The organism is Sinorhizobium fredii USDA 205, assembly GCF_001461695.1.
Taxonomy (GTDB): Bacteria; Pseudomonadota; Alphaproteobacteria; order Rhizobiales; family Rhizobiaceae; genus Sinorhizobium; species Sinorhizobium fredii.
Map to the genome: position 1 here is coordinate 60,824 of NZ_AUTC01000157.1, position 24,385 is coordinate 85,208.

General features: G+C 63.9%; 25 protein-coding genes. 9 read left to right on the plus strand and 16 right to left on the minus strand.

The annotated features are described in order from the left end of the window. Nucleotides 1–3: 3 nt before the first annotated feature. The 8 genes from N181_RS22300 to N181_RS22335 all read right to left on the minus strand — a co-directional run bounded on the left by N181_RS22300 (nucleotide 4) and on the right by N181_RS22335 (nucleotide 7,999). Complete coding sequence (locus tag N181_RS22300; RefSeq protein ID WP_370008866.1) at nucleotides 4–507, minus strand: RES family NAD+ phosphorylase; 504 nt, start codon at nucleotides 505–507, stop codon at nucleotides 4–6. A 60-nt stretch (nucleotides 508–567) separates the two neighbouring features. Next, nucleotides 568–939 (minus strand): MbcA/ParS/Xre antitoxin family protein, encoded by a 372-nt coding sequence (locus N181_RS22305; RefSeq protein WP_037431986.1) that lies wholly within the window; start codon nucleotides 937–939, stop codon nucleotides 568–570. Between the two features lie 87 nt (nucleotides 940–1,026). Then, nucleotides 1,027–1,812, minus strand: a complete 786-nt coding sequence (locus tag N181_RS22310) for a crotonase/enoyl-CoA hydratase family protein (protein WP_037435553.1) — start codon at nucleotides 1,810–1,812, stop codon at nucleotides 1,027–1,029. Next, nucleotides 1,809–2,678 carry a hydroxymethylglutaryl-CoA lyase gene (locus N181_RS22315; protein WP_037431988.1) on the minus strand — a complete coding sequence of 290 codons (870 nt, stop codon included), beginning with the start codon at nucleotides 2,676–2,678 and terminating at the stop codon, nucleotides 1,809–1,811. Before N181_RS22315 ends, N181_RS22310 begins: the two co-directional genes overlap by 4 nt. Beyond that, nucleotides 2,675–4,663, minus strand: coding sequence for an acetyl/propionyl/methylcrotonyl-CoA carboxylase subunit alpha (locus N181_RS22320; protein WP_037431989.1), 1,989 nt, complete (start codon nucleotides 4,661–4,663; stop codon nucleotides 2,675–2,677). The genes N181_RS22315 and N181_RS22320 overlap by 4 nt, the downstream gene beginning before the upstream one ends. Continuing rightward, complete coding sequence (locus tag N181_RS22325) at nucleotides 4,645–5,061, minus strand: RidA family protein (RefSeq protein WP_060563895.1); 417 nt, start codon at nucleotides 5,059–5,061, stop codon at nucleotides 4,645–4,647. The genes N181_RS22320 and N181_RS22325 overlap by 19 nt, the downstream gene beginning before the upstream one ends. Before the next feature lie 15 nt (nucleotides 5,062–5,076). Next, nucleotides 5,077–6,684 (minus strand): carboxyl transferase domain-containing protein, encoded by a 1,608-nt coding sequence (locus N181_RS22330; RefSeq protein ID WP_060563897.1) that lies wholly within the window; start codon nucleotides 6,682–6,684, stop codon nucleotides 5,077–5,079. Between the two features lie 151 nt (nucleotides 6,685–6,835). After that, nucleotides 6,836–7,999: an isovaleryl-CoA dehydrogenase gene (locus N181_RS22335; protein WP_037431993.1), complete on the minus strand. Its 1,164-nt coding sequence runs from the start codon at nucleotides 7,997–7,999 to the stop codon at nucleotides 6,836–6,838. Nucleotides 8,000–8,301: 302 nt separating this feature from the next. Here N181_RS22335 and N181_RS34110 point away from each other — a divergent pair, with 302 nt between their 5' ends. Both N181_RS34110 and N181_RS22340 read left to right on the plus strand, forming a co-directional pair. After that, a complete protein-coding gene (locus N181_RS34110; protein ID WP_162832831.1) occupies nucleotides 8,302–8,445 on the plus strand; it encodes a hypothetical protein in 144 nt (47 codons plus the stop codon). A gap of 108 nt (nucleotides 8,446–8,553) precedes the next feature. Next, nucleotides 8,554–8,784, plus strand: coding sequence for a hypothetical protein (locus N181_RS22340; RefSeq protein WP_037431994.1), 231 nt, complete (start codon nucleotides 8,554–8,556; stop codon nucleotides 8,782–8,784). A gap of 123 nt (nucleotides 8,785–8,907) precedes the next feature. On the opposite strand, the gene N181_RS22345 is transcribed toward N181_RS22340, so the two are convergent. From N181_RS22345 to N181_RS22375, 7 genes are all read right to left on the minus strand, one after another. Next, a complete protein-coding gene (locus tag N181_RS22345) occupies nucleotides 8,908–9,612 on the minus strand; it encodes a class II aldolase/adducin family protein (RefSeq protein ID WP_037431995.1) in 705 nt (234 codons plus the stop codon). Beyond that, nucleotides 9,605–11,077, minus strand: a complete 1,473-nt coding sequence (locus N181_RS22350) for an FGGY family carbohydrate kinase (protein WP_037432001.1) — start codon at nucleotides 11,075–11,077, stop codon at nucleotides 9,605–9,607. Before N181_RS22350 ends, N181_RS22345 begins: the two co-directional genes overlap by 8 nt. Before the next feature lie 28 nt (nucleotides 11,078–11,105). Beyond that, nucleotides 11,106–11,954 (minus strand): sugar phosphate isomerase/epimerase family protein, encoded by an 849-nt coding sequence (locus N181_RS22355; RefSeq protein ID WP_037396323.1) that lies wholly within the window; start codon nucleotides 11,952–11,954, stop codon nucleotides 11,106–11,108. Between the two features lie 2 nt (nucleotides 11,955–11,956). Next, nucleotides 11,957–12,955, minus strand: coding sequence for an ABC transporter permease (locus tag N181_RS22360; RefSeq protein WP_037431996.1), 999 nt, complete (start codon nucleotides 12,953–12,955; stop codon nucleotides 11,957–11,959). After that, a complete protein-coding gene (locus tag N181_RS22365; protein ID WP_037431997.1) occupies nucleotides 12,952–13,953 on the minus strand; it encodes an ABC transporter permease in 1,002 nt (333 codons plus the stop codon). Before N181_RS22365 ends, N181_RS22360 begins: the two co-directional genes overlap by 4 nt. Continuing rightward, the gene (locus N181_RS22370) at nucleotides 13,946–15,460 is read right to left on the minus strand and encodes a sugar ABC transporter ATP-binding protein (RefSeq protein ID WP_037431998.1); all 1,515 of its coding nucleotides are present in this window, start codon (nucleotides 15,458–15,460) and stop codon (nucleotides 13,946–13,948) included. Before N181_RS22370 ends, N181_RS22365 begins: the two co-directional genes overlap by 8 nt. A gap of 212 nt (nucleotides 15,461–15,672) precedes the next feature. Continuing rightward, nucleotides 15,673–16,665, minus strand: coding sequence for an autoinducer 2 ABC transporter substrate-binding protein (locus tag N181_RS22375; protein WP_080577565.1), 993 nt, complete (start codon nucleotides 16,663–16,665; stop codon nucleotides 15,673–15,675). A 240-nt stretch (nucleotides 16,666–16,905) separates the two neighbouring features. Here N181_RS22375 and N181_RS22380 point away from each other — a divergent pair, with 240 nt between their 5' ends. The 6 genes from N181_RS22380 to paaX all read left to right on the plus strand — a co-directional run bounded on the left by N181_RS22380 (nucleotide 16,906) and on the right by paaX (nucleotide 21,687). After that, nucleotides 16,906–17,982, plus strand: coding sequence for a LacI family DNA-binding transcriptional regulator (locus N181_RS22380; RefSeq protein ID WP_037396289.1), 1,077 nt, complete (start codon nucleotides 16,906–16,908; stop codon nucleotides 17,980–17,982). Between the two features lie 28 nt (nucleotides 17,983–18,010). Continuing rightward, nucleotides 18,011–18,499 (plus strand): Lrp/AsnC family transcriptional regulator, encoded by a 489-nt coding sequence (locus N181_RS22385; RefSeq protein ID WP_080577566.1) that lies wholly within the window; start codon nucleotides 18,011–18,013, stop codon nucleotides 18,497–18,499. Further along, nucleotides 18,496–19,122: a LysE family translocator gene (locus N181_RS22390; protein WP_037396292.1), complete on the plus strand. Its 627-nt coding sequence runs from the start codon at nucleotides 18,496–18,498 to the stop codon at nucleotides 19,120–19,122. The genes N181_RS22385 and N181_RS22390 overlap by 4 nt, the downstream gene beginning before the upstream one ends. A gap of 154 nt (nucleotides 19,123–19,276) precedes the next feature. Beyond that, nucleotides 19,277–19,729, plus strand: coding sequence for a helix-turn-helix domain-containing protein (locus tag N181_RS22395; RefSeq protein WP_037396295.1), 453 nt, complete (start codon nucleotides 19,277–19,279; stop codon nucleotides 19,727–19,729). 119 nt (nucleotides 19,730–19,848) lie between these two features. Next, entirely contained in the window at nucleotides 19,849–20,577 is a 729-nt protein-coding gene (locus tag N181_RS22400; protein WP_037396298.1) for a TfuA-like protein, read from the plus strand. Between the two features lie 222 nt (nucleotides 20,578–20,799). Next, on the plus strand, nucleotides 20,800–21,687 hold the full coding sequence (gene paaX / locus N181_RS22405; RefSeq protein ID WP_037432002.1) for a phenylacetic acid degradation operon negative regulatory protein PaaX: 888 nt from the start codon (nucleotides 20,800–20,802) through the stop codon (nucleotides 21,685–21,687). A 28-nt stretch (nucleotides 21,688–21,715) separates the two neighbouring features. On the opposite strand, the gene N181_RS22410 is transcribed toward paaX, so the two are convergent. Beyond that, nucleotides 21,716–22,186 (minus strand): Lrp/AsnC family transcriptional regulator, encoded by a 471-nt coding sequence (locus tag N181_RS22410; RefSeq protein ID WP_037432003.1) that lies wholly within the window; start codon nucleotides 22,184–22,186, stop codon nucleotides 21,716–21,718. Nucleotides 22,187–22,306: 120 nt separating this feature from the next. On the opposite strand from N181_RS22410, the gene N181_RS22415 reads away from it, so the two are divergent. Beyond that, nucleotides 22,307–24,385: an alpha-ketoacid dehydrogenase subunit alpha/beta gene (locus N181_RS22415; protein ID WP_037432004.1), complete on the plus strand. Its 2,079-nt coding sequence runs from the start codon at nucleotides 22,307–22,309 to the stop codon at nucleotides 24,383–24,385.

The window sequence follows — 24,385 nt, forward strand, 5'->3', positions numbered from 1 at the left end:
GTCCTAAAGCCACGATGCGGGCGACTTCGGCAGCCGACCTTCCGGATCGATGACGTCGAGCCGCGGCCTGCCCCGTCCATTCCAGCGCCAGAGGGCGACGCAGGTGCCTCCGGGCGACATGTAGGAGGGGTAGATCACGCCGTCGTAGCCGCGCTTCAAAAGATCGGTGTGGGTCTTATGCGTCTGCGGGACCAAGCCCTTGTCAAGTTCGTCGCGCCATTCGCAGCGATGGATTGCCTCGTCTAGTCCCAACTCGGCGAGAACATCGCCATCCGTGAGATCGGCCAGTTTTGCGTCGCGAAGCTCGAGTTGCACGATCAGCGCCGGGTGCTGGACGAAGCCCTGATTATACTCCGCCCAGGCGGTGGAAAGTTCACGCGCCGCGTAGATCGTCGGCATGCCGACCGGATTCCACCGGCCACCAAAGCGGGCGGCCCCGTCGCCGGAGAGCGGCATATGGGCCCAGCGCGGGACAAAGGCGCGCCAGAGCGTCATCGGCTCGGCCATCCTCGCCACGTCCAAGTCGGGCTGGGAGGAGGACGGGCCGCTCAGACTTTTCTTCATTCGCTAGGCGTAGACGCCGGCGCGGATCGACTCGAGATAGGCAAGAACCTTGTCGGCCTTGCCTTCGCCGACCAGATCATATGCGGTCTTGCCGGCCCAGCCGGGAATCGGCTGATGCTTGAACCAGATGACGGCACGCGCCTCGTCGCCGGCCATCTCGGAGGCCATGGCAAGGATGCGAACGACCTTGCTCAAGGCGCTGTCGACCTTTCGCGCGCCGGACTTTGCCGTCAGCGTGTTGCGCGCGACGCCAATCAGCTTGGAAAGTTCGGCAAGCGTGACGCCCAGCCGATCGGCGACAAGGCGCGCCGACAGGAACGGAGAATGGTCGTCTCCGAAGCGCGCCGCCGGAATCTGGAAATCGACAGCTATCATAACAAAGCTCGATCCTATTTTGATCTATGCAGTATTAAAATAGGATCAGTTCCCGCTCAATTCAAGCACATTTCGAGCCACGAAACATTAGCGCCGCCAAGAGGGTTCGCGGCGTTCGAAGAAGGCGGCGAGCCCTTCCCGCGCTTCGTCCGTCTCCCAGGTGTCGGCGAGTTGCTCGATCGTCGCGGCGATGACGGCATCGGTAATCGGGCTTCCGAGCGATCGTGCAAGCCGCTTGGCGCGGCCGGCTGCTCCCGGCGCCGCCGCAAGATAGGATGCAGCTTCCGCTTCGACGGCGGCATCAAATGTGGCGATGTTGACAACCATCGACACCAGTCCGGCGGTTTTCGCTTCTTCGGCCCCGAAAATCCGCGCGGACATGAACAGAGGCCGAGCCCTTGCCTCGCCGATCCGGGCGATGACATAGGGGCTGATCGTAGCCGGGATGAGCCCGAGGCGCGTTTCCGTCAGCCCGAATTTTGCGCCCTGCTCGGCGATGACGGCATCGCACACACTCACGAGACCGACGCCGCCGCCGAAGGCATTGCCATGGACACGCGCGATAAGCGGTTTCGGCATGTCGTTCAGGGCCTTGAACATCATCGCCAGCCGCGTCGCCTCGGCGATCCGCGTCTGCCTGTCGGCGGTGAACTGCTGCCGCATCCACTCCAGATCGCCGCCTGCGCAGAAGCTCTTTCCATCTCCCTTTAGAATGACCGCCCGCACGGCCGAGTCGGCTCCAAGCCGGCTGGCCACGTCCGTGAGTTCGTCGATCATCAGGGCGGAGAGCGCATTGTGCTTTTCCGGGCGCGCGAGCGTCAGCCGGACGATGCCGCGTTCATCGCTGTCGTAGCGGATCGTCTGATACGTCATGCCGTCCCCCTCAAGGATCGCGCGAAGCCGGCGGCGCGTTCGAGCTTTCCAGCATCGAGTCCCGTCGAAAAGCCTCTCCCCTGCAGGAAAGCGTTTACCGCGACCGTATCGACATTGCCCGCCGCGCCCGGTGCATAGGGGCATCCGCCGAGGCCCGCGACGGAGGCGTCGAACACCCTGAGGCCACGCTCCAGGGCGACCGCGATATTTTCGAGGGCGCGACCCGACGTGTCGTGGAAATGGCCCGCCAGCTTCGATGCGGCGATCTCGCCGAGAACCGTTTCAAGCATGGCGTCCACGGCTTCCGGAGTACCCCGCCCGATCGTGTCGCCCAGGCTGATCTCGTAGCAGCCGAGGTCGGACAGCTGCCGCGCCACGCCGGCCGCAGCCTCGGGCGCGATCGCACCTTCATAGGGGCATTCGACGACGCAGCTCACATAGCCGCGAAGCGGAATGCGATGATGACGGCACGCCTCCGCCACCGGGCGGAACCGCTCGATGCTTTCGGCGATCGAACAATTGATGTTCTTCTGCGAGAAGCTCTCGGAGGCGGAAGCGAAGATCGCCACCTCATCGGCGCCGCAGGCAAGTGCCGCCTCGAAGCCCCGCATATTCGGCGTCAGCGCTGCATAGCGCGTGCCCTGGCGTCTCGCGATACCGGCCATCACCGCCGGCGCATCGGCCATCTGCGGCACCCAGCGCGGACTGACGAAGCTCGTCACCTCGATCCGAGCGTAGCCGCAGTCGGACAGAAGATCGACAAGCCTGATCTTGTCACCGGTATCGACGAGCCGCGCCTCGTTCTGAAGACCGTCCCGCGGTGCCATCTCGACGATCGTGACTCGTTCGCCTTGCCGCGACATCATTCGGCTGCCTCCTCGTCAAGCTTGACGAGCACGGTGCCTTCGCTGACCTGCGCGCCCTCGGCCACATGCACGCTCGCAACCTTGCCTTCCCGCGTCGCCGAAAGCGTCAACTCCATTTTCATCGCCTCCATGACGACGAGCGGCTGGCCCTTGGCCACCGCCTCGCCGGCGCCGACGCGCACCAGCTTGATGAGGCCCGGCATCGGAGCGATGAGTTCGTCCTCGGCGATCTCGCTGCTGTGCCCACCCGACAATGAATCCGGCATGTGGAAGACGAGGTTGCGGCCGCCGAGGAACAGGGTCAATGTCTCACCGTCCCGGGTGAAACGAAGTACCCGCTTCTGCCCGGCGACCTCCAGCCGGGCGCCGCCCTCGAACCGATCGAGCACCAGGACCGGCAGCGTGCTCGACCCGGCATGCACCGCGAACTGATCGCGTCCGCGCGCTTTCAGGGTCGCTGTCGAGCGGCTTCCCTCATGCTCCACGGTGATCGTCCGTTGCGCGTCGCCCCAGATTTGCCAATAGCCGAGCGATGTCCACGGATCGCCCTTTGCGGCCGGCTCAAGAACGCCGGTCGCGACGATCGCCGCCAGCGCCAGGGCGTCATCGTCCGGTGCAGTCGGCGCCGTCAGCCGCTCTATTTCCCGGTCGATCAAACCCGTATCCGGCCTGCCCGACCGGAATTCCGGGTCTTCCGTCAGGCGGATGAGGAAGTCGAGATTAGTGACCGTGCCGCCGATCCGGCATTCCTTGAGCGCCGCCTGCAATTGGCCAAGCGCTGCCGACCGGTTGGGGCCATGCACGATCAGCTTGGCGATCAAGGGATCGTAATAGGGCGTGACCATGTCGCCCTGGCGCACCCCGGAGTCGATCCGCACATTGCCGTCAGGAAAGTGCAGGTGCTTCAACCGGCCGATTGCCGGCAGGAACCCCTTGGCGGGATCCTCCGCGTAGATCCGTGCCTCGAAGGACCAGCCGTCGATGGTGATGTCGGACTGCTTCTTCGGCAGGGGCTCCCCGGCGGCGACGCGCAATTGCCATTCGACCAGGTCGAGGCCGGTTATCGCCTCCGTCACCGGATGCTCCACCTGCAGCCTCGTGTTCATCTCCATGAAGAAGAAGTGATCCGGCCAGAGGCCGTCCGTGACGTCGGCGATGAACTCGACCGTCCCGGCGCCGACATAGCCGATCGCCCGTGCCGCCCTGACGGCCGCATCGCCCATGGCGCGGCGCACCTCCGCGGTCATGCCCGGCGCCGGCGCCTCCTCGATCACCTTCTGGTGGCGGCGCTGCAGCGAGCAGTCGCGCTCGAAAAGATGAACGATGCTGCCGTGCCGATCGCCGAAGACCTGGACCTCGATGTGACGCGGCCTGGTCAGATATCTTTCGATCAGCACCGAGCCATCGCCGAAGGCGGCCTCGGCTTCCCGCCGGGCGGCCTCGAGCGCCGAGGCGAACTCCTCCGGCCGGTCGACGCGCCGCATGCCCTTTCCGCCGCCACCGGCGCGGGCCTTGATCAGCACCGGATAACCGATCTCTGCCGCCTGCGCCGCGAGGAAACCCGCCTCCTGCTCCTCGCCGTGATAACCCGGCACGACCGGGACGCCGGCGCGCTCCATCAGTGCCTTTGCCGCATCCTTCAAGCCCATGGCGCGGATCGCGCTTGGCGAGGGTCCGACGAACACCATGTCTGCGGCTTCGACAGCGGCTGCAAATTCGGCATTCTCCGAGAGGAAGCCGTAGCCGGGATGAATGGCGTCCGCCCCGACGCTTCTCGCCGCCCAGAGAATACGCTCGACCGACAGATAGCTCTCGGAGGCCGTCGCCGACCCGATCCTTACCGCCTCGTCGGCAAGCGCCACATGGAGCGCATCGTCGTCGACATCGGAATAGACCGCGACGGTCGTGATGCCGAGCCGGCGGGCGGTGCGAATGACGCGGCAGGCGATTTCACCGCGGTTGGCTATCAGGAGCTTCGAAAACATGCGTCTCTCTTCTGCTTACTGCGCTGCCACCATTCGACTTCGAGGAGCCAGGCAGAATCGAAAATACCGGCCATCACCACCGTCATCGCCGGAGCCAGCGCCCCCAGATAGTCGTTGCGGATCTCGCGGTTCGCGACGAGATGATGCCTGTCGGCGAGATAGGTCGTCACCTTGACGATGTCGGCCTTGGACATGGCCGCCGCTCTCAACTGCGCATCGACGTTCAGCCAGACCTGACGGGCCTGGGCCTCGAATCCATCCGGCACGACGTCGTTCGAGTTCATCGGGACCTGGCCGCTGACGAACAGCAGGCGCCGGAAGTTCTCGATGCTGACGGCCTGCGAGTAACCGCCGCGCGGCTGCGGCGCGCTCATGGCGTTGATATTGTCGCGTTTCATCCCCAGCCTCTCCCCCTACATCCTGAACAACCCGAACCGTGTATCCTCGACAGGCGCGTTCAGCGCTGCCGACAGCGACAACGCCAGCACCTCCCGGCTTTTGCGCGGATCGACGACGCCATCGTCCCACAGTCGCGCCGACGCATAGAGCGGATGGCTCTGGCGCTCGAAGAGATCGAGAACCGGCTGGCGGAAGCGCGCCTCCTCCTCCTCGTTCCACGGCGTTCCGGCGCGCCTCAGCGCTTCACCGCGCACGGTCGAAAGCACGCCCGCCGCCTGTTCGCCGCCCATCACCGAGATGCGGCTGTTCGGCCAGGTCCAGAGGAAGCGCGGCGAGAACGCCCGTCCGCACATGCCGTAATTGCCGGCCCCGAAGGAGCCGCCGACGAGCATGGTGATCTTCGGGACCTGCACGGTCGCAACCGCCGTCACCAGCTTGGCGCCGTGCTTGGCGATGCCTTCCGTCTCGTATTTGCGCCCGACCATGAAGCCGGTGATGTTTTGCAGGAAGACTAGCGGGACCTTGCGCTGGGCACAGAGCTCGACGAAATGGGCACCCTTCAGCGCAGACTCAGAGAACAGCACGCCGTTGTTGGCGACAATGCCGACCGGAATGCCGTGGACATGGGCGAAGCCGCAGACGAGCGTCGTGCCGAAGCGCGCCTTGAACTCGTCGAACCGCGAGCCGTCGACGATCCGTGCGATCACCTCGCGAATTTCAAACGGCGTCTTCAGGTCGCCGGACACGATACCGGCGATCTCATCCGGATCGTAGAGCGGCGGTTCCGGCTCGCGAAGCTCGACGGTTCGCGGCTTCTCGCGGTTCAGCGCGGCGACGGCGCGGCGGGCGAGCGCCAGCGCATGGGCGTCGTCGCGCGCCAGGTGATCGGCAACGCCGGAGAGACGCGTGTGTACGTCGGCGCCGCCGAGGTCCTCGGCCGACACCACCTCTCCGGTCGCCGCCCTGACCAGCGGCGGGCCCGCGAGGAAGATCGTCCCCTGGCCCTCGACGATGATCGTCTCGTCGGACATGGCCGGCACATAGGCGCCGCCTGCGGTGCAGGAGCCCATGACCACGGCGATTTGCGGGATTCCGGCCGCCGACATGTTGGCCTGATTGTAGAAGATCCGGCCGAAGTGATCACGATCCGGGAAGACCTCGTCCTGGTTCGGCAGGTTCGCGCCGCCGGAATCGACCAGATAGACGCAGGGAAGCCGGTTCTCGGCGGCGATCTCCTGCGCCCTGAGATGCTTCTTGACCGTGATCGGGTAATAGGTGCCCCCCTTCACGGTCGGATCGTTGCAGACGATCATACATTCGCGGCCGGAAATCCGACCGATACCGGCAATCAGCCCCGCGCCCGGCGCGTCGCCGTTATACATCCCATGCGCCGCCGTCGCGGCAATCTCGAGAAACGGCGTACCCGGATCGACGAGGCCGGCAACCCGGTCGCGCGGCAGCAGCTTGCCCCGGCTGACATGGCGCTCGCGCGCCGTCTCTCCGCCGCCGCCGGCCGCCAGGCGCACCGCGTCCTCTATCGTCGAGATCGCTTCCGCCATGGCGGCACGGTTTGCCGTGAACACATCCGAGGATGGCGAGATGTGCGATCGCAATATTGTCATTGTCCCCCAGTCCTGCCTTCCTCGTTCCGGCGATGCGCCTCGCCTCTGCATGTTTCCTTGGATCGGAAGCGATTCCAAGGACAAAACATGCAGACCTTCAAAGTGCTACAGCGTCCTTTGTGCGTCTGAAAGACGCGCGGCGCTGTAGTGGCTATTTCGTCTCGGCAAACAATTCGCGGCCGATCAGCATGCGGCGGATCTCGCTGGTGCCGGCGCCGATCTCGTAGAGCTTGGCGTCACGCAGCAGGCGGCCGGCTGGATAGTCATTGGTGTAGCCGTTGCCGCCGAGAGCCTGGATCGCCTCGAGCGCCACGGCAGTTGCCTTCTCGGCCGCATAGAGAATGCAGCCGGCAGCGTCCTTGCGCGCCGTCTCGCCGCGATCGCAGGCCGCCGCCACCGCATAGACGTAGGCCCGCGCCGCATTCATTGTCACGTACATGTCGGCAAGCTTCCCCTGCATCAACTGGAATTCGCCGATCGGCTGCCCGAACTGCTTACGTTCATGGAGATAGGGGACGACGACATCGAGGCAAGCCGCCATGATGCCGAGCGGGCCGGCGGAAAGCACGACGCGCTCGTAGTCGAGGCCCGACATCAATACCTTGACGCCGTCGCCGACCCTGCCGAGCACATTTTCCTCCGGCACCTCGCAGTCCTTGAAGATGAGTTCAGAGGTGTTCGAGCCGCGCATGCCGAGCTTGTCGAGCTTCTGGCCGGTCGAGAAGCCGGGGAAAGTCTTTTCAATCAGGAAGGCGGTGATGCCGCGCGGCCCGCCCGCCGGATCGGTCTTGGCATAGACGACCACCACGTCGGCATCGGGGCCGTTGGTGATCCACATCTTGTTGCCGTTGAGAACGTAGCGGTCGCCGCGCTTTTCGGCCTTGAGCTTCATCGAGACGACGTCCGAACCGGCCCCCGGCTCCGACATGGCGAGCGCCCCGACATGCTCGCCCGAAATCAGCTTCGGCAGGTATTTCGCCTTCTGCGCGGCGTTGCCATTGCGGTTGATCTGGTTGACGCACAGGTTGGAGTGAGCGCCGTAGCTCAGGCCGACCGAGGCCGAGGCGCGGCTGATCTCTTCCATGGCGACGCAATGGGCGAGATAACCGAGACCGGCGCCGCCATAGGCCTCGTCGGCGGTGACGCCGAGCAGGCCGAGTTCGCCCATCTCCCGCCAGAGCGGCGCCGGAAAGGCATTGCTGCGATCCGTTTCGTCGGCCAGCGGCGCAATGCGCTCGGAAGCGAACCGGCGCACGCTGTCGCGCAATGCATCGATCTCCTCGCCAAGAGCGAAGTTCAATCCACCTTCAAACATTCCATTCTCCTCCCGACGCCCGCCGACGATCTCCTCATCGTCAGACAGCGCGCCGGCCCATGTTACCGCTACGCGGGCCTCTCGCGAACGATAACATCGCTGCCGGCTAATTTCCTTCCAAAGAGGCTGTCGGCCAAGCACGATTTAGAAAGGAAGCTCGCGCGAAAGCGGCGCAGCAATGCTTTGGGCAGCGAAAGGCGTAGGCGGGGGACGATTCGTCGGCCCATTGTTACGTTTTGGGCAAGATGCGGACATTCCAGGGTTTGCCTCGAATTGCTCACATTCGACAATCCATATAGGGCATGCCGAAGCGTACCGACAAAGCAGGCATGGCCTTCCTCGTGCTTATCTGCATCCTCATCGCCCTTGTGGTCAGCATTCTCGCACTCGAACCGGGCGTCGAGGAGGCTCCACCCGTCAGACCGGCAATCGTTCCCGACAATTAGGCTGGTTCACGGAACCGATGTCTAAGAGGTCGGCGGTAGCCCTTGCCTACTGTCTCGGATTATGGCCCCATCCACAGTCTGCCTGTGGCAACAGTTGGGTGGCTTCCGATGTCTGAGAAACCGGAAATTTTGGATCAAGTCCTGGCCGATTTGATCAGTGACCAAATCGAGCAGCGTCATGCAAACGAACTGCGAGCAATTCTCTCAACCGGCAATGAGATCACCATGCACGGCAAGTTCACCGTCGGCCGAGACTTCATCATCTATAGAACGTCGAAGGATGATAGAGGCAAATGGGCGATGACGCCCTTCTCACATATCGTGCAATTGATAATTTGACGCCGCGAGGGGCGAAGTCCTCCTGGTGGTAACGCGAGTCGTAACGAACGTCGACCACGCGTCTCCCGTGGGCAGGTTCGGATCATGATGGCATTTACCCTTGGCCGGGCCCTCCCGCAAACTTCACGCCTCGCCACGCGGCCGGGCAACATCGTTCACCCCCTCCGCATCCGGCGCCTGGCCGTAGCTCATCCGCTGCATCTGGGCGATGACGCGCTCCATCTCGTCGTCGGGCAGGATCGGCGGCTCGCCGAGCGTGAGGGCCTGAACATAGATCCGCGACAGCGTCTCGACCTCGATCGCCAGCCAGAGCGCCGATTCGAGCGTCCTGCCGAGCGAGATCTGGCCGTGCTGGCCAAGCAGGCAGGCCGTGCGGTCCTTGAGCGCGACGAGAGCGTTGTCGGAGAGCGCCTGCGTGCCGAAGGTGGCGTATGCGGCACAGCGGATCGTCGTGCCGCCGGCAATCCCGGTCATGTAGTGGAAGCTCGGGATGGTCTTGTGGTGGCAGGCAAGCGTCGTGGCATAGATCGAGTGGCAATGCAGCACGACGTCGATATCCGTGCGGGCGCGCAGAATATCGCGATGGAAACGCCATTCGGACGAAGGCCGGTGGCCGACATAGGTCCCGTCGAAATCCATCTCGACCAGGTCTTCCGGCTGCATCGTGTCATAGGGCATGGACGAGGGGGTGATCAGGAACCCGTCGCCGGCCCGGACGGAAAGGTTGCCGGCCGTGCCCTGGTTGATGCCGCTCGAGTTCATCCGCCGGCAGATGTCCACCATCTCGCGCCTGAGCGCCAGCTTATCGGTCGTTGGGTTTTCAGCCATGGAAGCTTCCTTTCGTGGGTTCGAATTCGTCTCGCTCACCCGGCCCTGCGCGGGCAAGGTTGCGCCAATCAGCGGCGTAGCGGGTAAGTTCGGTTCCAAGTTCCTTGAGATCGGTCGCCACGCCGAGGGTGAGCGGCGCCGGATCCCGGCGCGTCTGCTGGCCGGCAAGCAGCGCCGCACCGGCGGCAACACCATAGGCAGCCAAGTTGACCCGCACCTCGCGGTAGGGGAGCAGCGACGCCACAAGTCCTGCATAGAGCGGATCGCGCAGAAAGCTTCCATCAAGGACGATGAGACGATCGTCGGAAAGCGTGTCGATGCACTCGACAGTCAACAGCGCGCAATAAAGAAGCGCCAGGGCTTTGCGTTCCATTGCCGTTTCGGCCGACGGCCCGAGAATACGCCCGCGTCCGGCGCTGCCAGGGAAAACGCCGTCCCCCTCACCGAAGGAGGGAACGGCGATGGTAGACTGCGCTATCAGACGCGCGGCAATGTCGAGCGGCACATGGTCAGTCGGCGGATCGCTACCGGCGATTTGGGAGTATTCCCGCCCGCCCATCGTCAGGATGCCGCCGAGCGGATTGCCGAAGACATCGCTGTTCAAGGTCATGCCGCGATGCTCGTCGAGCCGATCGACCGGCGTCGAGCCGGAGAAGCCGACGATCCAGGTTCCCGTCGAGACGACCGTGAAATCCCGCAGCCCCGCGGCGTGATAGCGATAGTGATTGAGGCTGCTATCGTGACCACCCGCCAGAACCGCCAATCGATCGGGAAGGCCGAAGCGGCGGACGAGCTCCGGCCGGATCGGACCCAGCCTCTGCCAAGCCTTGGCAAAGGGCGGCATCAGCCTTTCCCATCCGCGGGCGCTGACGATCGCCGCCCAGCGACGCTCGGCAACGTTCCAGAGATGCGACTGCGCGCCGAGAAAGCTTGTTTCCGACGCGGCGGCCCCGGTAAGCCGCCAGGCCCAATATTGCGGAACGCCGAGATACCAGCGCGCCTGAGCGAAGGCCTGCGGTTCGCACTGCTCCATCCAGTAGAGCTGGCGGGCCTGATGCGTCGCACCGTGCATTGTGGCGCTGCCGCGATCGAGAAAGGAGCCGGCCAGCGGCGCATAGCCGTCGCGGATGTCGGCCGGCAGCGGCTGTTCGTAGTCGACCATCGGGAGCATGGCGCCATCCCCGGCATCCGGGTCGGCGCCGGTCAGGACGCCGCCGGAGCCGTGTCCGGAGGTGACGAAGGCGCTGAAGGTATGGCGCCGCGAGAGGCACGCCAACGATTCGAAGACCCATTCGCTCAAGGTGTCGAGATCATGATGGCGCCAAGGCGGACCCGGCAGAACGGGATTGGGAACGCTGAGCGTCTCGACAATCGCACCGTCTGCCGCGGCAGCGCTGAGCTTGACATTGGTCTTTCCGACGTCGAGGACGGCGACGATCGTCGCTGCGGTTTCTCGATCGCTCACCGCTGCCTCCACCTCCCGTTCCCTCGATTCAGATCAGACCATATTGCTTGGCCTTGTTGCGCAGGAAGGGAAGGCCGTTGCCCATCACTTCCTCTTCGTCCTTGGCGACAGGACGCCAGACGGCGAGACCGTAGGCCACTTCGGGCGGCATGTTGATGAAGCTTTCCATTGCGAGCCCGCCCTTGAAGCCGATCGCCGCAAGTGTCGAAAAAATCTCGTCCCAGCCGCAGGTGCCGTATCCGGGGGTGCCGCGGTCGCTCTCCGACAGATGAATGTATTTCAGGTGCTCGCGGGCATCGAGGATGCCGTTGCCGACGCCCTTCTCCTCGATGTTCATGTGATAGGTGTCGAGGTGCACGAAGATATTGTCGGCGCCGACCCGCTCGATCATCTGCACCGCCTGCCAGCCGGTGTTGATCAGGTGGTTCTCATAGCGGTTGACGGCTTCGACGCCGAGTTCGATGCCGCGCGACTTGGCGTGCTTGGCGGCTGCCGACAGCACGCGGGCGATGTTGTCGTATTCCGCTTCGGTCGGCGGCACGCCGGTCCGCTCGCCGATGCCACCATAGATGACGCCGGAGAGCGCCTCGCCGCCGAGATCGGCTGTCTTGTCGATCGCGACCTTCAGGTGCTCGATCGCCGCGTCCGGGCGCACGGAAGCCCAGGCGCGCTCCGGCAGGCCGAGCGAGCAGAGCGCGCGCAGCTCGTTTTTTTCAAGCAGCGCGCGGGTGTGTTCCGTATCGACGGCAGGCGGGTTGAGCATCGGGATCTCGATGAAATCGACCTCGTATTTGAGCGCAGCCGCAACGGCGCGTTCGGCACCCGGCCGATCCCAGTTCATGGTCCACATGCTCGTATGGACGCCAAAACCCTGCATGGTCATGATCCTCTTCTGATGATTGAAATTCTGATCTTCGAAGCGACCCAACGAAGGATCATCACGCCAACGAGCAGGATGCCCCAGACGGCGGTCGCCAGATGCTGGTTGGCTCCGATGAGGTTGAGCCCAGACGAGAGAAGCTGCAGCACAACGAGCGCCACGAAGACCGGGATGACCCGGCCGAAGCCGCCGAACGGATTGACGCCGCCGAGGAAGCAGGCAAGCACGGTGATGAGCAGGTAGGACTCGCCGTGGCCGATGCGCACCGAATTGAACCGCGCCAGCATGATGATGCCGGCAATGGCGCACATGACGCCGGAGAGCGTGTAGACGAGCACGATCGCCTTGCGGGTATTGATGCCGGAATAGCGGGTCGCCTCGAGATTAGAGCCGATCATATAGGTGTTGAAGCCGAGTTTGGTACGGCCGAGCAGCACGTGCCAGCCGAGCACGCAGACGATGAACACGATGAGCGGCACGGGGATGCCGGCGATCGAGCCATGGCCGATCGGCCCGACAAAGGCGGGGAAACCGGAAATATCGCCGCCGCGCGTCAGGAACTCGCCGAGCCCGCGCAGAAAGATCATCATCGACAGCGACACGAGGATAGGGTGGGCGCGGGTGAAGGCGATCACCAGCCCCATCACCACTCCGCTTGCCGCGCCGACCAGCACGGCCAGCAGGCAGCCGACGATGAAGATGCCGATGCCGGCGTCGACGCCGCCATTCTCCCTCAGTACCCAGGCGACGGTCAGCCCGGCGATATTCGCGGTAAAGGTGATTGCCAGATTGAGGCCGCCGGTGAGGATCGGCAGGAGCATGGCGAGCGTCAGGACCCCGAGTTCCGGAAGCTGAAAGGCGACGGACCCGAACGTCGCCGCACTGAGGAATTGCGGCGAGGCGATGCCGAAGACAAGAACCACTGCGACGAAGGCGAGACCGGGGCCGGCCATCTCAGGACCGAGTGCGGTCTTGATGCGTTCGACGATATTGGTCATCGTCCCGCCCCCTTCTCCCCGACAAGAGCCAGCAGACGCTCGATGCGCGTATTGGAAAGAGTGATGGCGATCAGGATGATGGCGCCGACGATCATCTTGAAGGCGAAAGGCGACACGCCCATCAGGTTGAGGCCGTTCTGGGTGATCGAGATCATGAGCACGCCGAGGACGCAGCCGAGCACCGAGCCCTTGCCGCCGCCGAGGCGGGCGCCGCCGAGCACGACCGCGGCAAGCACGTCTAGTTCGCGGCCGTATAGCGCATTCGGGACGACCTCCTGCGCGTAGTGGGCCTGGATGAGCCCGCCGATGCCGGCCATCAGGCCGAGCCAGCCGAAGGCGATGAACTGCATGGCGCCGATATTGATGCCGAAGCGGCGCGCCCCTTCCGGATTGTCGCCGAAGGCATAAAGCTGCCGGCCGATCGTGGTGCGGGTGATCAGCAGCCAGGTCGCGACGACGCAAACGGCCATGACCAGAACCGGCAGCGTGATCTCGATCCAGGTGCCGTCCGGCATCTCGTGCTCGAACAGGATGACGCGGTCGGTCAGCCAGTCGGGCAGGTCGTAGATCGACACGCCCCTCGTAAAGAACATCAGCAGGCCGAAATAGATGTTGAAGGTCGAGATCGTCGCGACGATCGAGATGATCCGGAAGCGGTGGATCAGGAAGGCATTGACGCAGCCGAGCAGCACACCCAGCGAACCGGCGATCAAGAGCCCGGAGATCCAACCGCCGCCACCGATCCAGCCGAGCAAGATCGCCGCACAATACTGGACGACGGAGGCGGCAACCGCGAATGAAATATCGATGCCGCCGGCGATCAGCACGACCAGCAAGCCGACGGCGAAAATGATGTTGACGGCGCTGATGTTCAGGAGGTCGAAGGCGTTGCCCAGCGAGAAGAAATTCGCCGTGGCAAAGGAAAGCACGGTGCTGATGACGACGATCACCACCAGCAGGGAGAACTCGGTCGCGTGGGTGCGGATCAAGCTACGCATAGACGGCAGCCTCGATGTCTTCCAGCCGCGCGAGGCGCGGGTCATAGGTGCCGACGATGCGGCCCTGCGTCATGTGCAGGACCCGGTCGGCGTTGAAATAGACCTCCGGTACCTCATCGGAGATCAGAATGATGGCAAGGCCGCTCTCGGCGAGCTTGGCGACGATGTCGAAGATGCCGGCGCGCGCGCCGACATCGACGCCGACGGTCGGGCAGTCGAGAATGAGCAGCTTCGGATCGGTGGCGAGCCATTTGGCGATCGCCACGCGCTGCTGATTGCCGCCGGAAAGCGTCGAGATCGCATCGGCCTGGCGGCCGATCCTGACGCCGAGATCGGCGATCCAGCGGGAAACGAGGCTGCGCTTGCGATCTTCGGAAAGCAGACCTCCGGAAAGAATCTTGCGGAGCGAGGCGATCACCAGATTGTCGGCAATCGTCTGCGGCTGGATGAGCCCGAGCGACAGCCGGTCCTCCGAGAGATAGGCGACGCCGGCCTTGATCGCGTCTCGGTTCGAGGCGAAGCGGACTTTCTTGCCCTCGATGCTGATCGAGCCGGAGGCGGGCTTCAGCATGCCAAAAAGGGCGAGCGCTAACTCGGTCCGCCCGGCGCCGAGCAGCCCCGTGATCCCGACCGTTTCACCGCGATGAACCGTCAGCGAAATGTCCTCGAACTGGCCGGGCCGGGTCAGTCCGCGAACTTCGAGCACGACCGGCTGATCGTCCTTCGGGCGTGCCCGGACGTGCTGGTCGAAGGTCTTGCCGGTCATCAGTTCGGTGATGCGCGACTGCGTCATGCCGGCGGCCGGGTAGACCCCGACCAGCGCGCCATCGCGCAGCACCGTGATGCGGCTCGAAATCTCCAGAACCTCGGCCAGACGGTGGCTGACGAAGACGACGGCGACGCCGGAATCGGAAAGATTGCGGACGATATCGAGGAGATGGTCGGTCTCCGACTGGGTGAGCGATGCGGTCGGCTCGTCCATGAAGACGAGCTTCGCTTCGCCGATAAGCGCCCGGGCGATCGCCACAATCTGCCGCTGGGCGATCGCATATTCCTTGAGCGGCAGGTCGACGTCGAGCGTGACGCCGAGACGGGCGAGCGCATCGATCGCGATCCGCCGCATGCGATTGTAGTCGACGAGGCGCGGCCGACGGCCGAGGACCTCGTGGAAGGCGATGTTTTCGGCGACGCTCATTTCCGGAAACAGCGCCAGGTCCTGCCAGATCACCTGGATGCCGCGGTCCTGGGCGGTGACCGGCGACATATGCGAATAGGTCTCGCCGTCATATTCGATAACGGCGCCGTCCGCCGGGCGGTAGACGCCGGTGATCACCTTGATCAGCGTGCTCTTGCCGCAGCCGTTCTCGCCTGCCAGACAATGCACCTCGCCGGGGCGCACCTCGAAGCTCACATTCTTCAGCGCCTTGACGCCACCGAACGTCATGTTGATGTCGCGAAGCGACAGAAGCGGCTTTTCGCCGACCGTCGCGCTCGTTGCCTGATGCATGGACCCTGCGCCTGTCGAACGTCGTTTCATGGGACTTGCCAGGCCGGCCGGAGCCGGCCCAGCAGCCGGGAGAATCCTACTGCATGTCTCCTTAAATCGACCTCGATTTCAGGACAAAGACATGCAGCAAAACAAAGTGCTACAGCGACCTTTGCGCGCGGCGCTGCAGGGCGGAATGCACGGCGCGGCATCCCGCCTGCAACTTCTGCGGACTAGAGACCCATCGCAGCGAGATCGGCGACCGTGTCCTTGTTGATCGGCACGAGCTGGTCGACGATGATGTTGCGGTTCTGGAAGTCCGGATGGATCACGCCGAGACCTTCGATTTCCTCGCCGTCCTTGACCTCCTCGCCCTTGAGGAGCTTATCAGCCATCGTCACGAAGACTTCGCCGGCCTGTTTCGGATTCCACATGAAACCGCCGGAGATCGCGTCGGACTTCACCAGCTTCTGTCCCTGGCCGGGCGAGAAGGGTCCGAGAACGAAGATCTCACCCACCTTGCGGCGCTCTTCGATGGCGCGGCCGGCGCCGATCGGGCCCTGGCTGCCGAAGGCGAGGAAGCCCTTCAGGTTCGGGTGAGCGGAGATCAGGTCGAGGGCGGTCGAGCGGCTCTTGTCGACATCCTCGGCAACGCCGTAGCGTTCACCGACCAAGGTCATCTCGGGATGGTTCTTCTTGAGATAGGCGATCGCCGCATCCGCCCAGGCATTGTGCAGCGGCACGGTCAGCGAGCCGACGAAGACCGCATACTCGCCCTTGCCACCCATCTTCTCGGCCAGCAGCTTGCCGTGCGCTTCACCGAAACCCTGAGACGAAGCGAGTTCGAAATCCCAGTCGGCGCCCTTCTGGCTCGGCGATTCATGCGTGATGACGATGATGCCCTTTTCCTTGGCCTTGGTGAGGACCGGTTCCAGCACCTTGGCATCGTTGGGCACCACGCCGATAACCTTCACGCCCTGGGCGATCAGATCCTCGATGGCGCGGACCTGCAATGCCGGGTCGGCGCTCGTCGGGCCGACCATGAAGGCGTCGAGGCCGAGCTTCTGGCCGCGCTCCTTGATGCCCACTTCCATGGCGTTGAACCACGGAATGCCGCCGATCTTGACGACCACGCCGACCTTCGGCGCGTCCTGCGCCGCGACGGAAAAGGCACCGGCGAGCGAAAGCGAAGCCGCCAGGGCGGCAGCAAGAAATGTCTTGATCATGTCTCTCCTCCACAGGTTCCCGCAACGGGAACTCTCCCGGGCGCTGGCGCGCCGGCCTCCAGTTTCAATCCTCCATGACGAGAAGCGAGTTTCCCGCCGCTGACCGCCGCCTCCTCAGACGACCCAAAGACTTGCACAATCGATATTTCTTATTTGCACAATCGATGGTGCAAAGACTATCCTGCAGACTTAATCTTTCGTCAAGCGCAAATCTGCTCTAAGAGATTCGAGGGGGCTCAGATGGCGAACAGCGGCAAGAAAAAGGCGACGATCTACGATCTCTCGGTGCTCTCGGGCAGTTCGCCCTCGACGGTGAGCGCCGTTCTGAACGGCACCTGGCGCAAACGGCGCATCAAGGAAAGCACAGCCGAACTCATCCGCAGCCTCGCCGAAACCCACCAGTATACGGCAAACCGCCAGGCGCGCGGGCTGCGCAGCTCTCGCTCGGGCCTTGTCGGGCTGCTCTTGCCCGTGCACGACAACCGCTACTTCTCCTCTCTCGCCCAGACCTTCGAGGCGCATGTGCGCAGCAAGGGCCAATGCCCGATCGTCGTCAGCGCCAGCCGCGACCCCGAGGAGGAGCGCAAGACGGCCGAAACGCTGATCTCCTATTCCATCGACGAGTTGTTCATCTGCGGCGCGACGGATCCGGACGGGGTCCACGAGGTCTGCGAAGCGGCCGGGCTGAAGCACATCAATATCGACCTGCCGGGCACGAAGGTCCCGTCCGTCATCAGCGACAATTTCGAAGGCGGCCGGCTGCTGACCGAGGCCATCATCCGCCACTTCCCCGCCGACCGACCGCTCCAGCCGACCGATCTCTATCTGTTCGGCGGCCGCAACGACCATGCGAGCCACGAGCGTATCCGCGGCTTCCGGGCCGTGAAAAAGGCAATGCTCGGGGATGATCCGGACGAATGCATCCAGCCGACCGGCTATGCCGCGAACAACGCGCGAAAGGCCTTCGAGGCCTTCTATACCCGGCATGGCAAGCTGCCCCGCGGCCTCTTCGTGAACTCGTCGATCAATTTCGAGGGCCTGCTGCGTTTCATGGCCGAGCACCCGCACGACAATTTCACCGACCTCGTCGTCGGCTGCTACGACTACGATCCTTTCGCCTCCTTCCTCCCCTTCCCCGTCATCATGATCCGGCAGAATGTCGAGGGCATGATCGCCAAGGCCTTCGAGGTGATCGAACAACCTCGCGCTGCGCCGCGAATACATCTGGTCGAGCCGGAGCTCGTGCCACCAAGGACGGCACTCACCGGACCGCTCGATGCCCTGAAAGACATCGACCTGCCACGAGGCAAGTCATAAATATCTACTGTACATTAGCATATTGACGATGTATTTTTCTGTCATGGACGCTACAGACAGAAAAATCATTGGAATTCTTGCTGACGACGCTCGCGCCTCGCTAACGGATATCGGCACGGCCGTGGACCTCTCGCCCTCTGCGGTCAACGAACGCATCCGCCGCCTGGTGACAAGCGGCGTCATCCGCCGTTTCACGCTCGACGTCGACCACCGGATCCTTGGCTTCGACGTGCTTGCCTACGTCTGGATAGCCTTGGCCAACGAGGCCGACGAAAGCGAGTTCCGCAGCTTCATCGCCTCCCATCCGGCGGTTGCGGAGTGCCATCACGTGACCGGCGCCTGGTCTTACTGCGCCAAGGTACGGATGCCGACGCTTGGCGACATCGAGCCCTTTCTGTCGGAACTGAAGGCGCGCCGCTATCTCGCCCGGAGCGAGACCGTCATCGCGCTTTCCACCGCCGCGGAGCGCGCCGTCACCTTGCCAGCGCCGGACGAAAGAAAGCGAGACAGAGGATGACCGCGTTGCTCTTCACAAAGGGACTGCTGCTCGGGCTTGCCATCGCGGCGCCGCTCGGCCCGATCGGCACGCTTTGCATCAGCCGTACGCTGGAACGCGGTTTCTGGGCCGGCGTCGCAGGCGGTCTCGGGACGGCGCTTGCCGATGCAACTTACGCGATGATGGCGGCGGCGGGCTTTGCGGCTTTTGCGACGTTTCTCTCGACGCTTTCCACGCCCCTCGGCCTCGTCGGCGGTGTCTTCATGCTGTGGCTCGGCTGGCGCGGATTGAGGCCCCGGCCGATTGCGGCGCCCGCCGAGATCGGCGCGCGCGACCTGCTGCACACGACGACCGCGACCTTCCTGCTGACCATGGCGAACCCGACCACGATCCTGACATTCGCCGCGATCTTCGCGGGCCTCGGCCTTGCCGCCGTCGGCGATGGAGTGAGCGCGGCGATCGTCGTCGCCGGCGTCTTTCTCGGATCGCTCGGCTGGTGGTTTGTCTTGAGCGGCGGCGTCACGCTCGCGAAGACCAGGCTGCCTGACGGTTTTGCCGCCTGGACGTCGCGTCTTTCCGGCCTCCTCCTGATCGCTTTCGGCCTCGCCGCCCTCGCCTCGGCGGCTGCCGGTCTGGCCGAGTAGTGACAGCATTCGGCCGGTTCCCCAGGACGTCGCCGAACCCTGCCGCAAAAGCGCCATTTCAACCAGAGAATTTAGCGCGCAGTGATTGCATCCGCTCGCCTATTCGAGCAAACTTATATATAACTGAGGCGAAAGATCGCGAGGAGAATCGCAGATGAAGAAGAATCCCAATCCGATCGATACCTTCGTCGGTTCGCGTGTTCGAATGCGCAGATTGATGGTCGGAATGAGCCAGGAGAAACTGGCCGACGGCCTTGGCATCACGTTCCAGCAAGTGCAGAAATACGAGAAGGGCACGAACCGCATCGGCGCGAGCCGGTTGCAGGCGATTGCCGATATCCTGGGTGTTCATCCGAGCTTCTTCTTCCAGCAGGACGAAAACGCGCAGTCGCGCGAGACCGCGGCCGACGTGCACGAGTCGCACGAAATCTCGTCCTTCGTCGCCTCGAAGGAGGGTATCGCCCTCAACAGGGCTTTCCTGAAGATCGCCGATCCTGTGTTGCGGAAGAAGATCATCGCTCTCGTCGCCGCCATGGCGCAATCGGGCGAAACGGAACAGACGGCCGTGCCGTCGGCGGCCCGCCACGCGGAGCCTTTGCACGGCTAAAGCTTGGGAAGCCGAGGGGTCCCGGTCATCGGCTTCAAGGGCAAGAGGCCAATCGGCCCTTTCGCATCAAGCAGCGCGCCTGTTGAAGCGATTTGCAATTTTCGCCTTGCGGAGTCCGCATGAAAATCGTGTTCGTCGGTCCGACCGTCCCCGATGCGACGAAGCTGGCCGGCGACGCACTGGCGATCCGGCCGCCCGCCACACAAGGCGATATCCTCCGCGCCGTATATGACGGGGCCGCGGTCATCGGTCTGATCGATGGCAATTTCGAGTACGTCGCCCCGGTTTGGCACAAGGAAATACTCCTCGCACTCTCGCAGGGCGTGACGGTCGTTGGTGCCGCCAGCATGGGAGCCCTGCGGGCGGCCGAATGCGCCGCCTTCGGCATGGTCGGGATCGGCGAGATCTTTCGCCAGTATATCGCCGACGAGACCGCGGACGATTCCGAGGTGGCGCTGCTGCACGCGCCGGCGGAACTCGGCTATGCGGCGCTGACCGTGCCACTCGTCAATCTGCACGCCACGCTTCGCCACCTCACGGAAAAGAACCGCCTGACCGCCTCGGATGCGGCCGACATCGCGGCCGTGGCGGCAGGCCTGTTCTACAAGGAACGGACCTGGAACGCGATCCTCTGCCGTGCCGGGCTTTCGCCGCGCATCGATGCCGCGATGCTGCGCACCGAATATGTCGACCAGAAGCGTATCGATGCACTCGAACTTTTCGAAGCACTGCGACGGATGCCGGCGGAAAGGTGTGCGCCGCAGCAGGACTGGACCTTCAATGCGACCAGCCTCTGGGCGACAATGCTGAGCCAACTGCCAGTCACCGATGGAAAGGCGGACGTCTGAACGCCTGGGCTTTGGCTCACCGTCTGCATGTTTCCTTAAATCCTAGCCGATTTAAGGATAAGAACATGCAGCACTTCAAAGTGCTGCAGCGACCTTTGCGCGTCTGATGAGACGCGCGGCGCTGTGGTGCTCCGCAACTGCCAGCGCCGATCCCGATTGTGTTCTGCCGCTGCCCGTGAAATGTGATCAGGGGCGGCAGGCGGAGAAAAGGCGAGTCGAGGGATGGCAACGGGCAAAGGGGCAGACGATCGCATCGCGGATCTCGTCGATGGCATTCTCGTCCAGACGCCGTTGAAGGCCGCCGGGTTCATCGTGACGATCTATGGAGACCTCGTGGAGCCGCGCGGCGGCGTTGTGTGGATCGGCAATCTGATCGAGACTTGCGCCGCGGTCGGCATCAGCGAGACACTGGTGCGGACGGCCGTCTCGCGGCTCGTTGCCGCTGGCCAACTGCTGGGGGAGAGAGAAGGCCGGCGCAGCTTTTACCGGCTTTCAAGAGCAGCCGGCAGCGAGTTCGCTGCCGCGGCACAGATCATTTTCGGCGGCGCTGAAGAGGAAAACTGGCAGCTCGTGCATCTGAGCGGCGCTGAGGCCGAGGAAAGGATGCAGGCGCTCGAGCGTGCCGGCTACGCGCGGCTGGACCCGCGCCTGGCGATCGGTCCGGCAAGACAGGCGGCAGGATCGGCCGACGCGCTGACCCTGCATGCCGACTCGCCCGATCCGAAGGCACTCGCTGCTTTCGTCCGGACGTACTGGAATCTCGCGCCGCACGCCGCCGCCTATCGCCTGTTCCTCGACCAGTTCCGGCCTGTTGCCGCTCTTGCACAGCAGCACCCTCTTTCACCGGCCACAGCGCTGACGATACGGCTCCTTCTGATCCATCGTTTCCGCACCGTCCTCTTGCATGATCCCCGCCTGCCCGCCGCCGCTTTGCCCCAGGATTGGCCCGGCTTGGAGGCACGCCGTCTCTTCGCCGCGCTTTACCGCCTCCTGTCGCCCGCCGCCGACGACCACCTTGGTCGTCGCTTCGTCAGTGGGTCCGGCCCGCTCCGTGCCGTGACCGAGGAGAGTGAGAAGCGTCTTTCGCTGCTCGAAACACAGACTGCTTAGCGTCTGAAATGTGCGGCGCTGCAGGGCATCACACCGGAACAGCCGTCGAATATTTCACGCTCTTCAGGGCGAAATGCGACGACGAATTCGCCACCGCGTCATGCGTCAGGATGCCGTGCATCAGCAATCGTTCGTAGTCGGCAACATCCGCCACGACGACACGCAGGAGATAGTCCCACTCACCCGACATCGAATAGCATTCCAGCACTTCTTCGTGGCTTTCCACGAAGCGCTCGAAGCTGCGGCGCGCGACCGGGTCGTGCGATTTCATCCGCACATGGCAGAAGACATTCAGCCCGCGCCCGACCGCCTCGGGATTGACGAGCCGGACGGTCCTTCCGAGCACGCCGGCCGTGTCGAGCGCCTTGATACGTCGCCAGCAGGAGGCCGGCGAGGCACCGACCGCCTCCGCCAGCGCGGCATGGCTGATGTCGGCCTGCTCCTGAAGGACTCTCAGGATCTTTCGGTCAACCGGATCGAGATTGAACGTATTCATCATAAATCTTTCGAAAATGAAACATGATCGTCAATTGGTACCGAAAATCCCGTAAGATTGAAACCGATTTGCGCCTGAGACGAGCTATTCTTCCAAATGAGGAATTCGGGAGGACATTCGAAGATGGGCCAGGCTGCACTCAAACCGGACCGGCGGAACGCACCGGACGAGAGCATCGACTGGAAGAGGGTCGTGCATCTCATGCTGCTGTCCCGGGAACTCGACGAGATGGAGGAAAAGCGCCTCGTGCCGGAGAAGAAGGTCCTCTATCAGTTCTCGGCGCGCGGCCATGACATGGCGCAGATCCTCCTGGGCTTGAACCTCACGGGACGGCATGATGCGGCCTGCGGCTATTATCGCTCGCGGCCGCTGCTCCTGTCGCTCGGGGTCGATCCAGCCGATGCGCTCGGCTCCGCCATGGCGCGGGCCGGCGGCTATTCCGATGGCCGCGACATTGGCGTCGTCTTCAACTATCCCAATCCGAACGGCGCCTCGGCGCTGCCGATGTGCGGCGGCGTCGGATCCCAGTACACGCCGACGGCCGGATGGGCACAGGCGATCACCTATTTCAGCAAGCAGCTCAGGAATGGGGATTACGACCGGGATGTCGCCGTCGTCCTCGGCGGCGATGGCTCGGTCGCCTCCAACGGCTTCTGGTCGGCGCTGACGGTCGCCACGACGCAAGGCCTGCCGATGCTTTTCTATATCGAAGACAATGGCTTCGGCATTTCGGTTCCCTCCACCTTCCAGACCCCCGAGGGCAACATCGCCGCCAATCTTGCCGCCTGGAGAAACCTGACCATTCTCGATGGCGACGGCTCAGATCCGGAGGAGGCCGCCCGGCTGACGAAGGGCGCGGTCGACCTGGTGCGCGGCGAGCGGATGCCCGTCCTGCTGCGCCTGAGGGTGCCCCGCCTCGAGGGACACAGCTTCCAGGACACCCAGACCTACAAGAGCGAAGAGCTGGTCAGAAGCGAATGGGCGCGCGATCCCTTGCCGCGGCTCAAGGATTATCTGGTTCCTGCCGTTTTGAGCGAAGAGGAATGGGAAGCGGTCGCCGGCGCTGCCAAGGCAGAGGCTGAACAGGCACGCATCGAGGCCGAGGCCCGGCCGGTCGCAGGCCCCGAGACGGTGACCCGCAACGTCTTCTTCGAAGGTGAGATGCAGGTGATGGGCGGCCAGTACTGCGCCGGTTACCGATCGCCGGAGACGACCGAGTCGTCCCAAGGCGACGGCCAGCGGATCAACATGGTGACTGCAATCCGGCGAACCCTCGACCACGAGATGTCGCTCAACGAAAAGGTCGTCCTGTTCGGCGAGGATATCGGCCCGAAGGGCGGCGTCCATGCCGTTACCCTCGGGCTGCAGGAAAAATACGGCACGACTCGTGTGTTCGACACCTCGCTGTCGGAAGAAGGCATCGTCGGCCGTGCGGTCGGCATGGCGCTGGCCGGGCTCGTGCCTGTGCCTGAGATCCAGTTCCGCAAGTATGCCGAGCCGGCGAGCGAGCAGATCAACGATTGCGGCACGATCCGCTGGCGGACCAACAACCGCTTCGCCGCGCCGATCGTTTTGCGCATGCCGGGCGGGTTCTTCAAATGCGGCGACCCGTGGCACAGCCAGACGAACGAAGTCGCCTTCGTCCATCAGCCCGGCTGGAAGGTCGCCGTTCCGTCCAACGCCGAGGATGCCGTCGGGCTACTGCGCACGTCGTTGCGCGGCAACGACCCGGTGATCTTCTTCGAGCATCGCGCCATGCTGGATCATGCCTGGGCGCGGCGCCCCTATCCCGGCGACGCTTTCGCGCTGCCCTTCGGCAAGGCGAAGTTCACGCGCCAAGGCAGCGACATCACCGTCGTCACCTGGGGCGCCATGGTGCACCGCTGCGAAGAGGCCGCGGAGGGGATTTCCGCCGATGTGATCGACCTCAGGACATTGATGCCATGGGACCGCAACGCGGTGCTTTCCTCGGTCCGTCGCACGCGCCGCTGCCTCATCGTCCACGAGGATCTCGGCACCGGCGGCTTCGGGGCGGAAATCGCCGCAGCCGTCGCCGACGAAGCCTTCATCGATCTCGATGCCCCGGTTTCGCGGCTAACCATGCCCGATATCCCAAGCCCCCATAATCCGGTTCTGCTCGACTGGGCGGTCCCCTCGACGGAGCGGATTCGCCGGAAAATCACCGACCTGCTGGAGTATTGA

Excerpts from the sequence above, each read along its gene's own strand:
- N181_RS22370 (WP_037431998.1), bottom strand. The coding sequence starts at position 15,460 with ATGCATCAGGCAACGAGCGCGACGGTCGGCGAAAAGCCGCTTCTGTCG.
- N181_RS22315 (WP_037431988.1), bottom strand. The coding sequence starts at position 2,678 with ATGATGTCGCGGCAAGGCGAACGAGTCACGATCGTCGAGATGGCACCG.
- N181_RS34110 (WP_162832831.1), top strand. The coding sequence starts at position 8,302 with ATGCCGAAGCGTACCGACAAAGCAGGCATGGCCTTCCTCGTGCTTATC.
- N181_RS22355 (WP_037396323.1), bottom strand. The coding sequence starts at position 11,954 with ATGCAGGGTTTTGGCGTCCATACGAGCATGTGGACCATGAACTGGGAT.
- N181_RS22390 (WP_037396292.1), top strand. The coding sequence starts at position 18,496 with ATGACCGCGTTGCTCTTCACAAAGGGACTGCTGCTCGGGCTTGCCATC.
- N181_RS22415 (WP_037432004.1), top strand. The coding sequence starts at position 22,307 with ATGGGCCAGGCTGCACTCAAACCGGACCGGCGGAACGCACCGGACGAG.
- N181_RS22380 (WP_037396289.1), top strand. The coding sequence starts at position 16,906 with ATGGCGAACAGCGGCAAGAAAAAGGCGACGATCTACGATCTCTCGGTG.
- N181_RS22345 (WP_037431995.1), bottom strand. The coding sequence starts at position 9,612 with ATGGCTGAAAACCCAACGACCGATAAGCTGGCGCTCAGGCGCGAGATG.
- N181_RS22375 (WP_080577565.1), bottom strand. The coding sequence starts at position 16,665 with ATGATCAAGACATTTCTTGCTGCCGCCCTGGCGGCTTCGCTTTCGCTC.
- N181_RS22410 (WP_037432003.1), bottom strand. The coding sequence starts at position 22,186 with ATGATGAATACGTTCAATCTCGATCCGGTTGACCGAAAGATCCTGAGA.
- N181_RS22335 (WP_037431993.1), bottom strand. The coding sequence starts at position 7,999 with ATGTTTGAAGGTGGATTGAACTTCGCTCTTGGCGAGGAGATCGATGCA.
- N181_RS22305 (WP_037431986.1), bottom strand. The coding sequence starts at position 939 with ATGATAGCTGTCGATTTCCAGATTCCGGCGGCGCGCTTCGGAGACGAC.
- N181_RS22320 (WP_037431989.1), bottom strand. The coding sequence starts at position 4,663 with ATGTTTTCGAAGCTCCTGATAGCCAACCGCGGTGAAATCGCCTGCCGC.
- N181_RS22300 (WP_370008866.1), bottom strand. The coding sequence starts at position 507 with ATGGCCGAGCCGATGACGCTCTGGCGCGCCTTTGTCCCGCGCTGGGCC.
- N181_RS22400 (WP_037396298.1), top strand. The coding sequence starts at position 19,849 with ATGAAAATCGTGTTCGTCGGTCCGACCGTCCCCGATGCGACGAAGCTG.
- N181_RS22310 (WP_037435553.1), bottom strand. The coding sequence starts at position 1,812 with ATGACGTATCAGACGATCCGCTACGACAGCGATGAACGCGGCATCGTC.
- N181_RS22395 (WP_037396295.1), top strand. The coding sequence starts at position 19,277 with ATGAAGAAGAATCCCAATCCGATCGATACCTTCGTCGGTTCGCGTGTT.
- N181_RS22330 (WP_060563897.1), bottom strand. The coding sequence starts at position 6,684 with ATGACAATATTGCGATCGCACATCTCGCCATCCTCGGATGTGTTCACG.
- N181_RS22340 (WP_037431994.1), top strand. The coding sequence starts at position 8,554 with ATGTCTGAGAAACCGGAAATTTTGGATCAAGTCCTGGCCGATTTGATC.
- N181_RS22365 (WP_037431997.1), bottom strand. The coding sequence starts at position 13,953 with ATGCGTAGCTTGATCCGCACCCACGCGACCGAGTTCTCCCTGCTGGTG.
- N181_RS22385 (WP_080577566.1), top strand. The coding sequence starts at position 18,011 with ATGTATTTTTCTGTCATGGACGCTACAGACAGAAAAATCATTGGAATT.
- N181_RS22360 (WP_037431996.1), bottom strand. The coding sequence starts at position 12,955 with ATGACCAATATCGTCGAACGCATCAAGACCGCACTCGGTCCTGAGATG.
- paaX (WP_037432002.1), top strand. The coding sequence starts at position 20,800 with ATGGCAACGGGCAAAGGGGCAGACGATCGCATCGCGGATCTCGTCGAT.
- N181_RS22325 (WP_060563895.1), bottom strand. The coding sequence starts at position 5,061 with ATGAAACGCGACAATATCAACGCCATGAGCGCGCCGCAGCCGCGCGGC.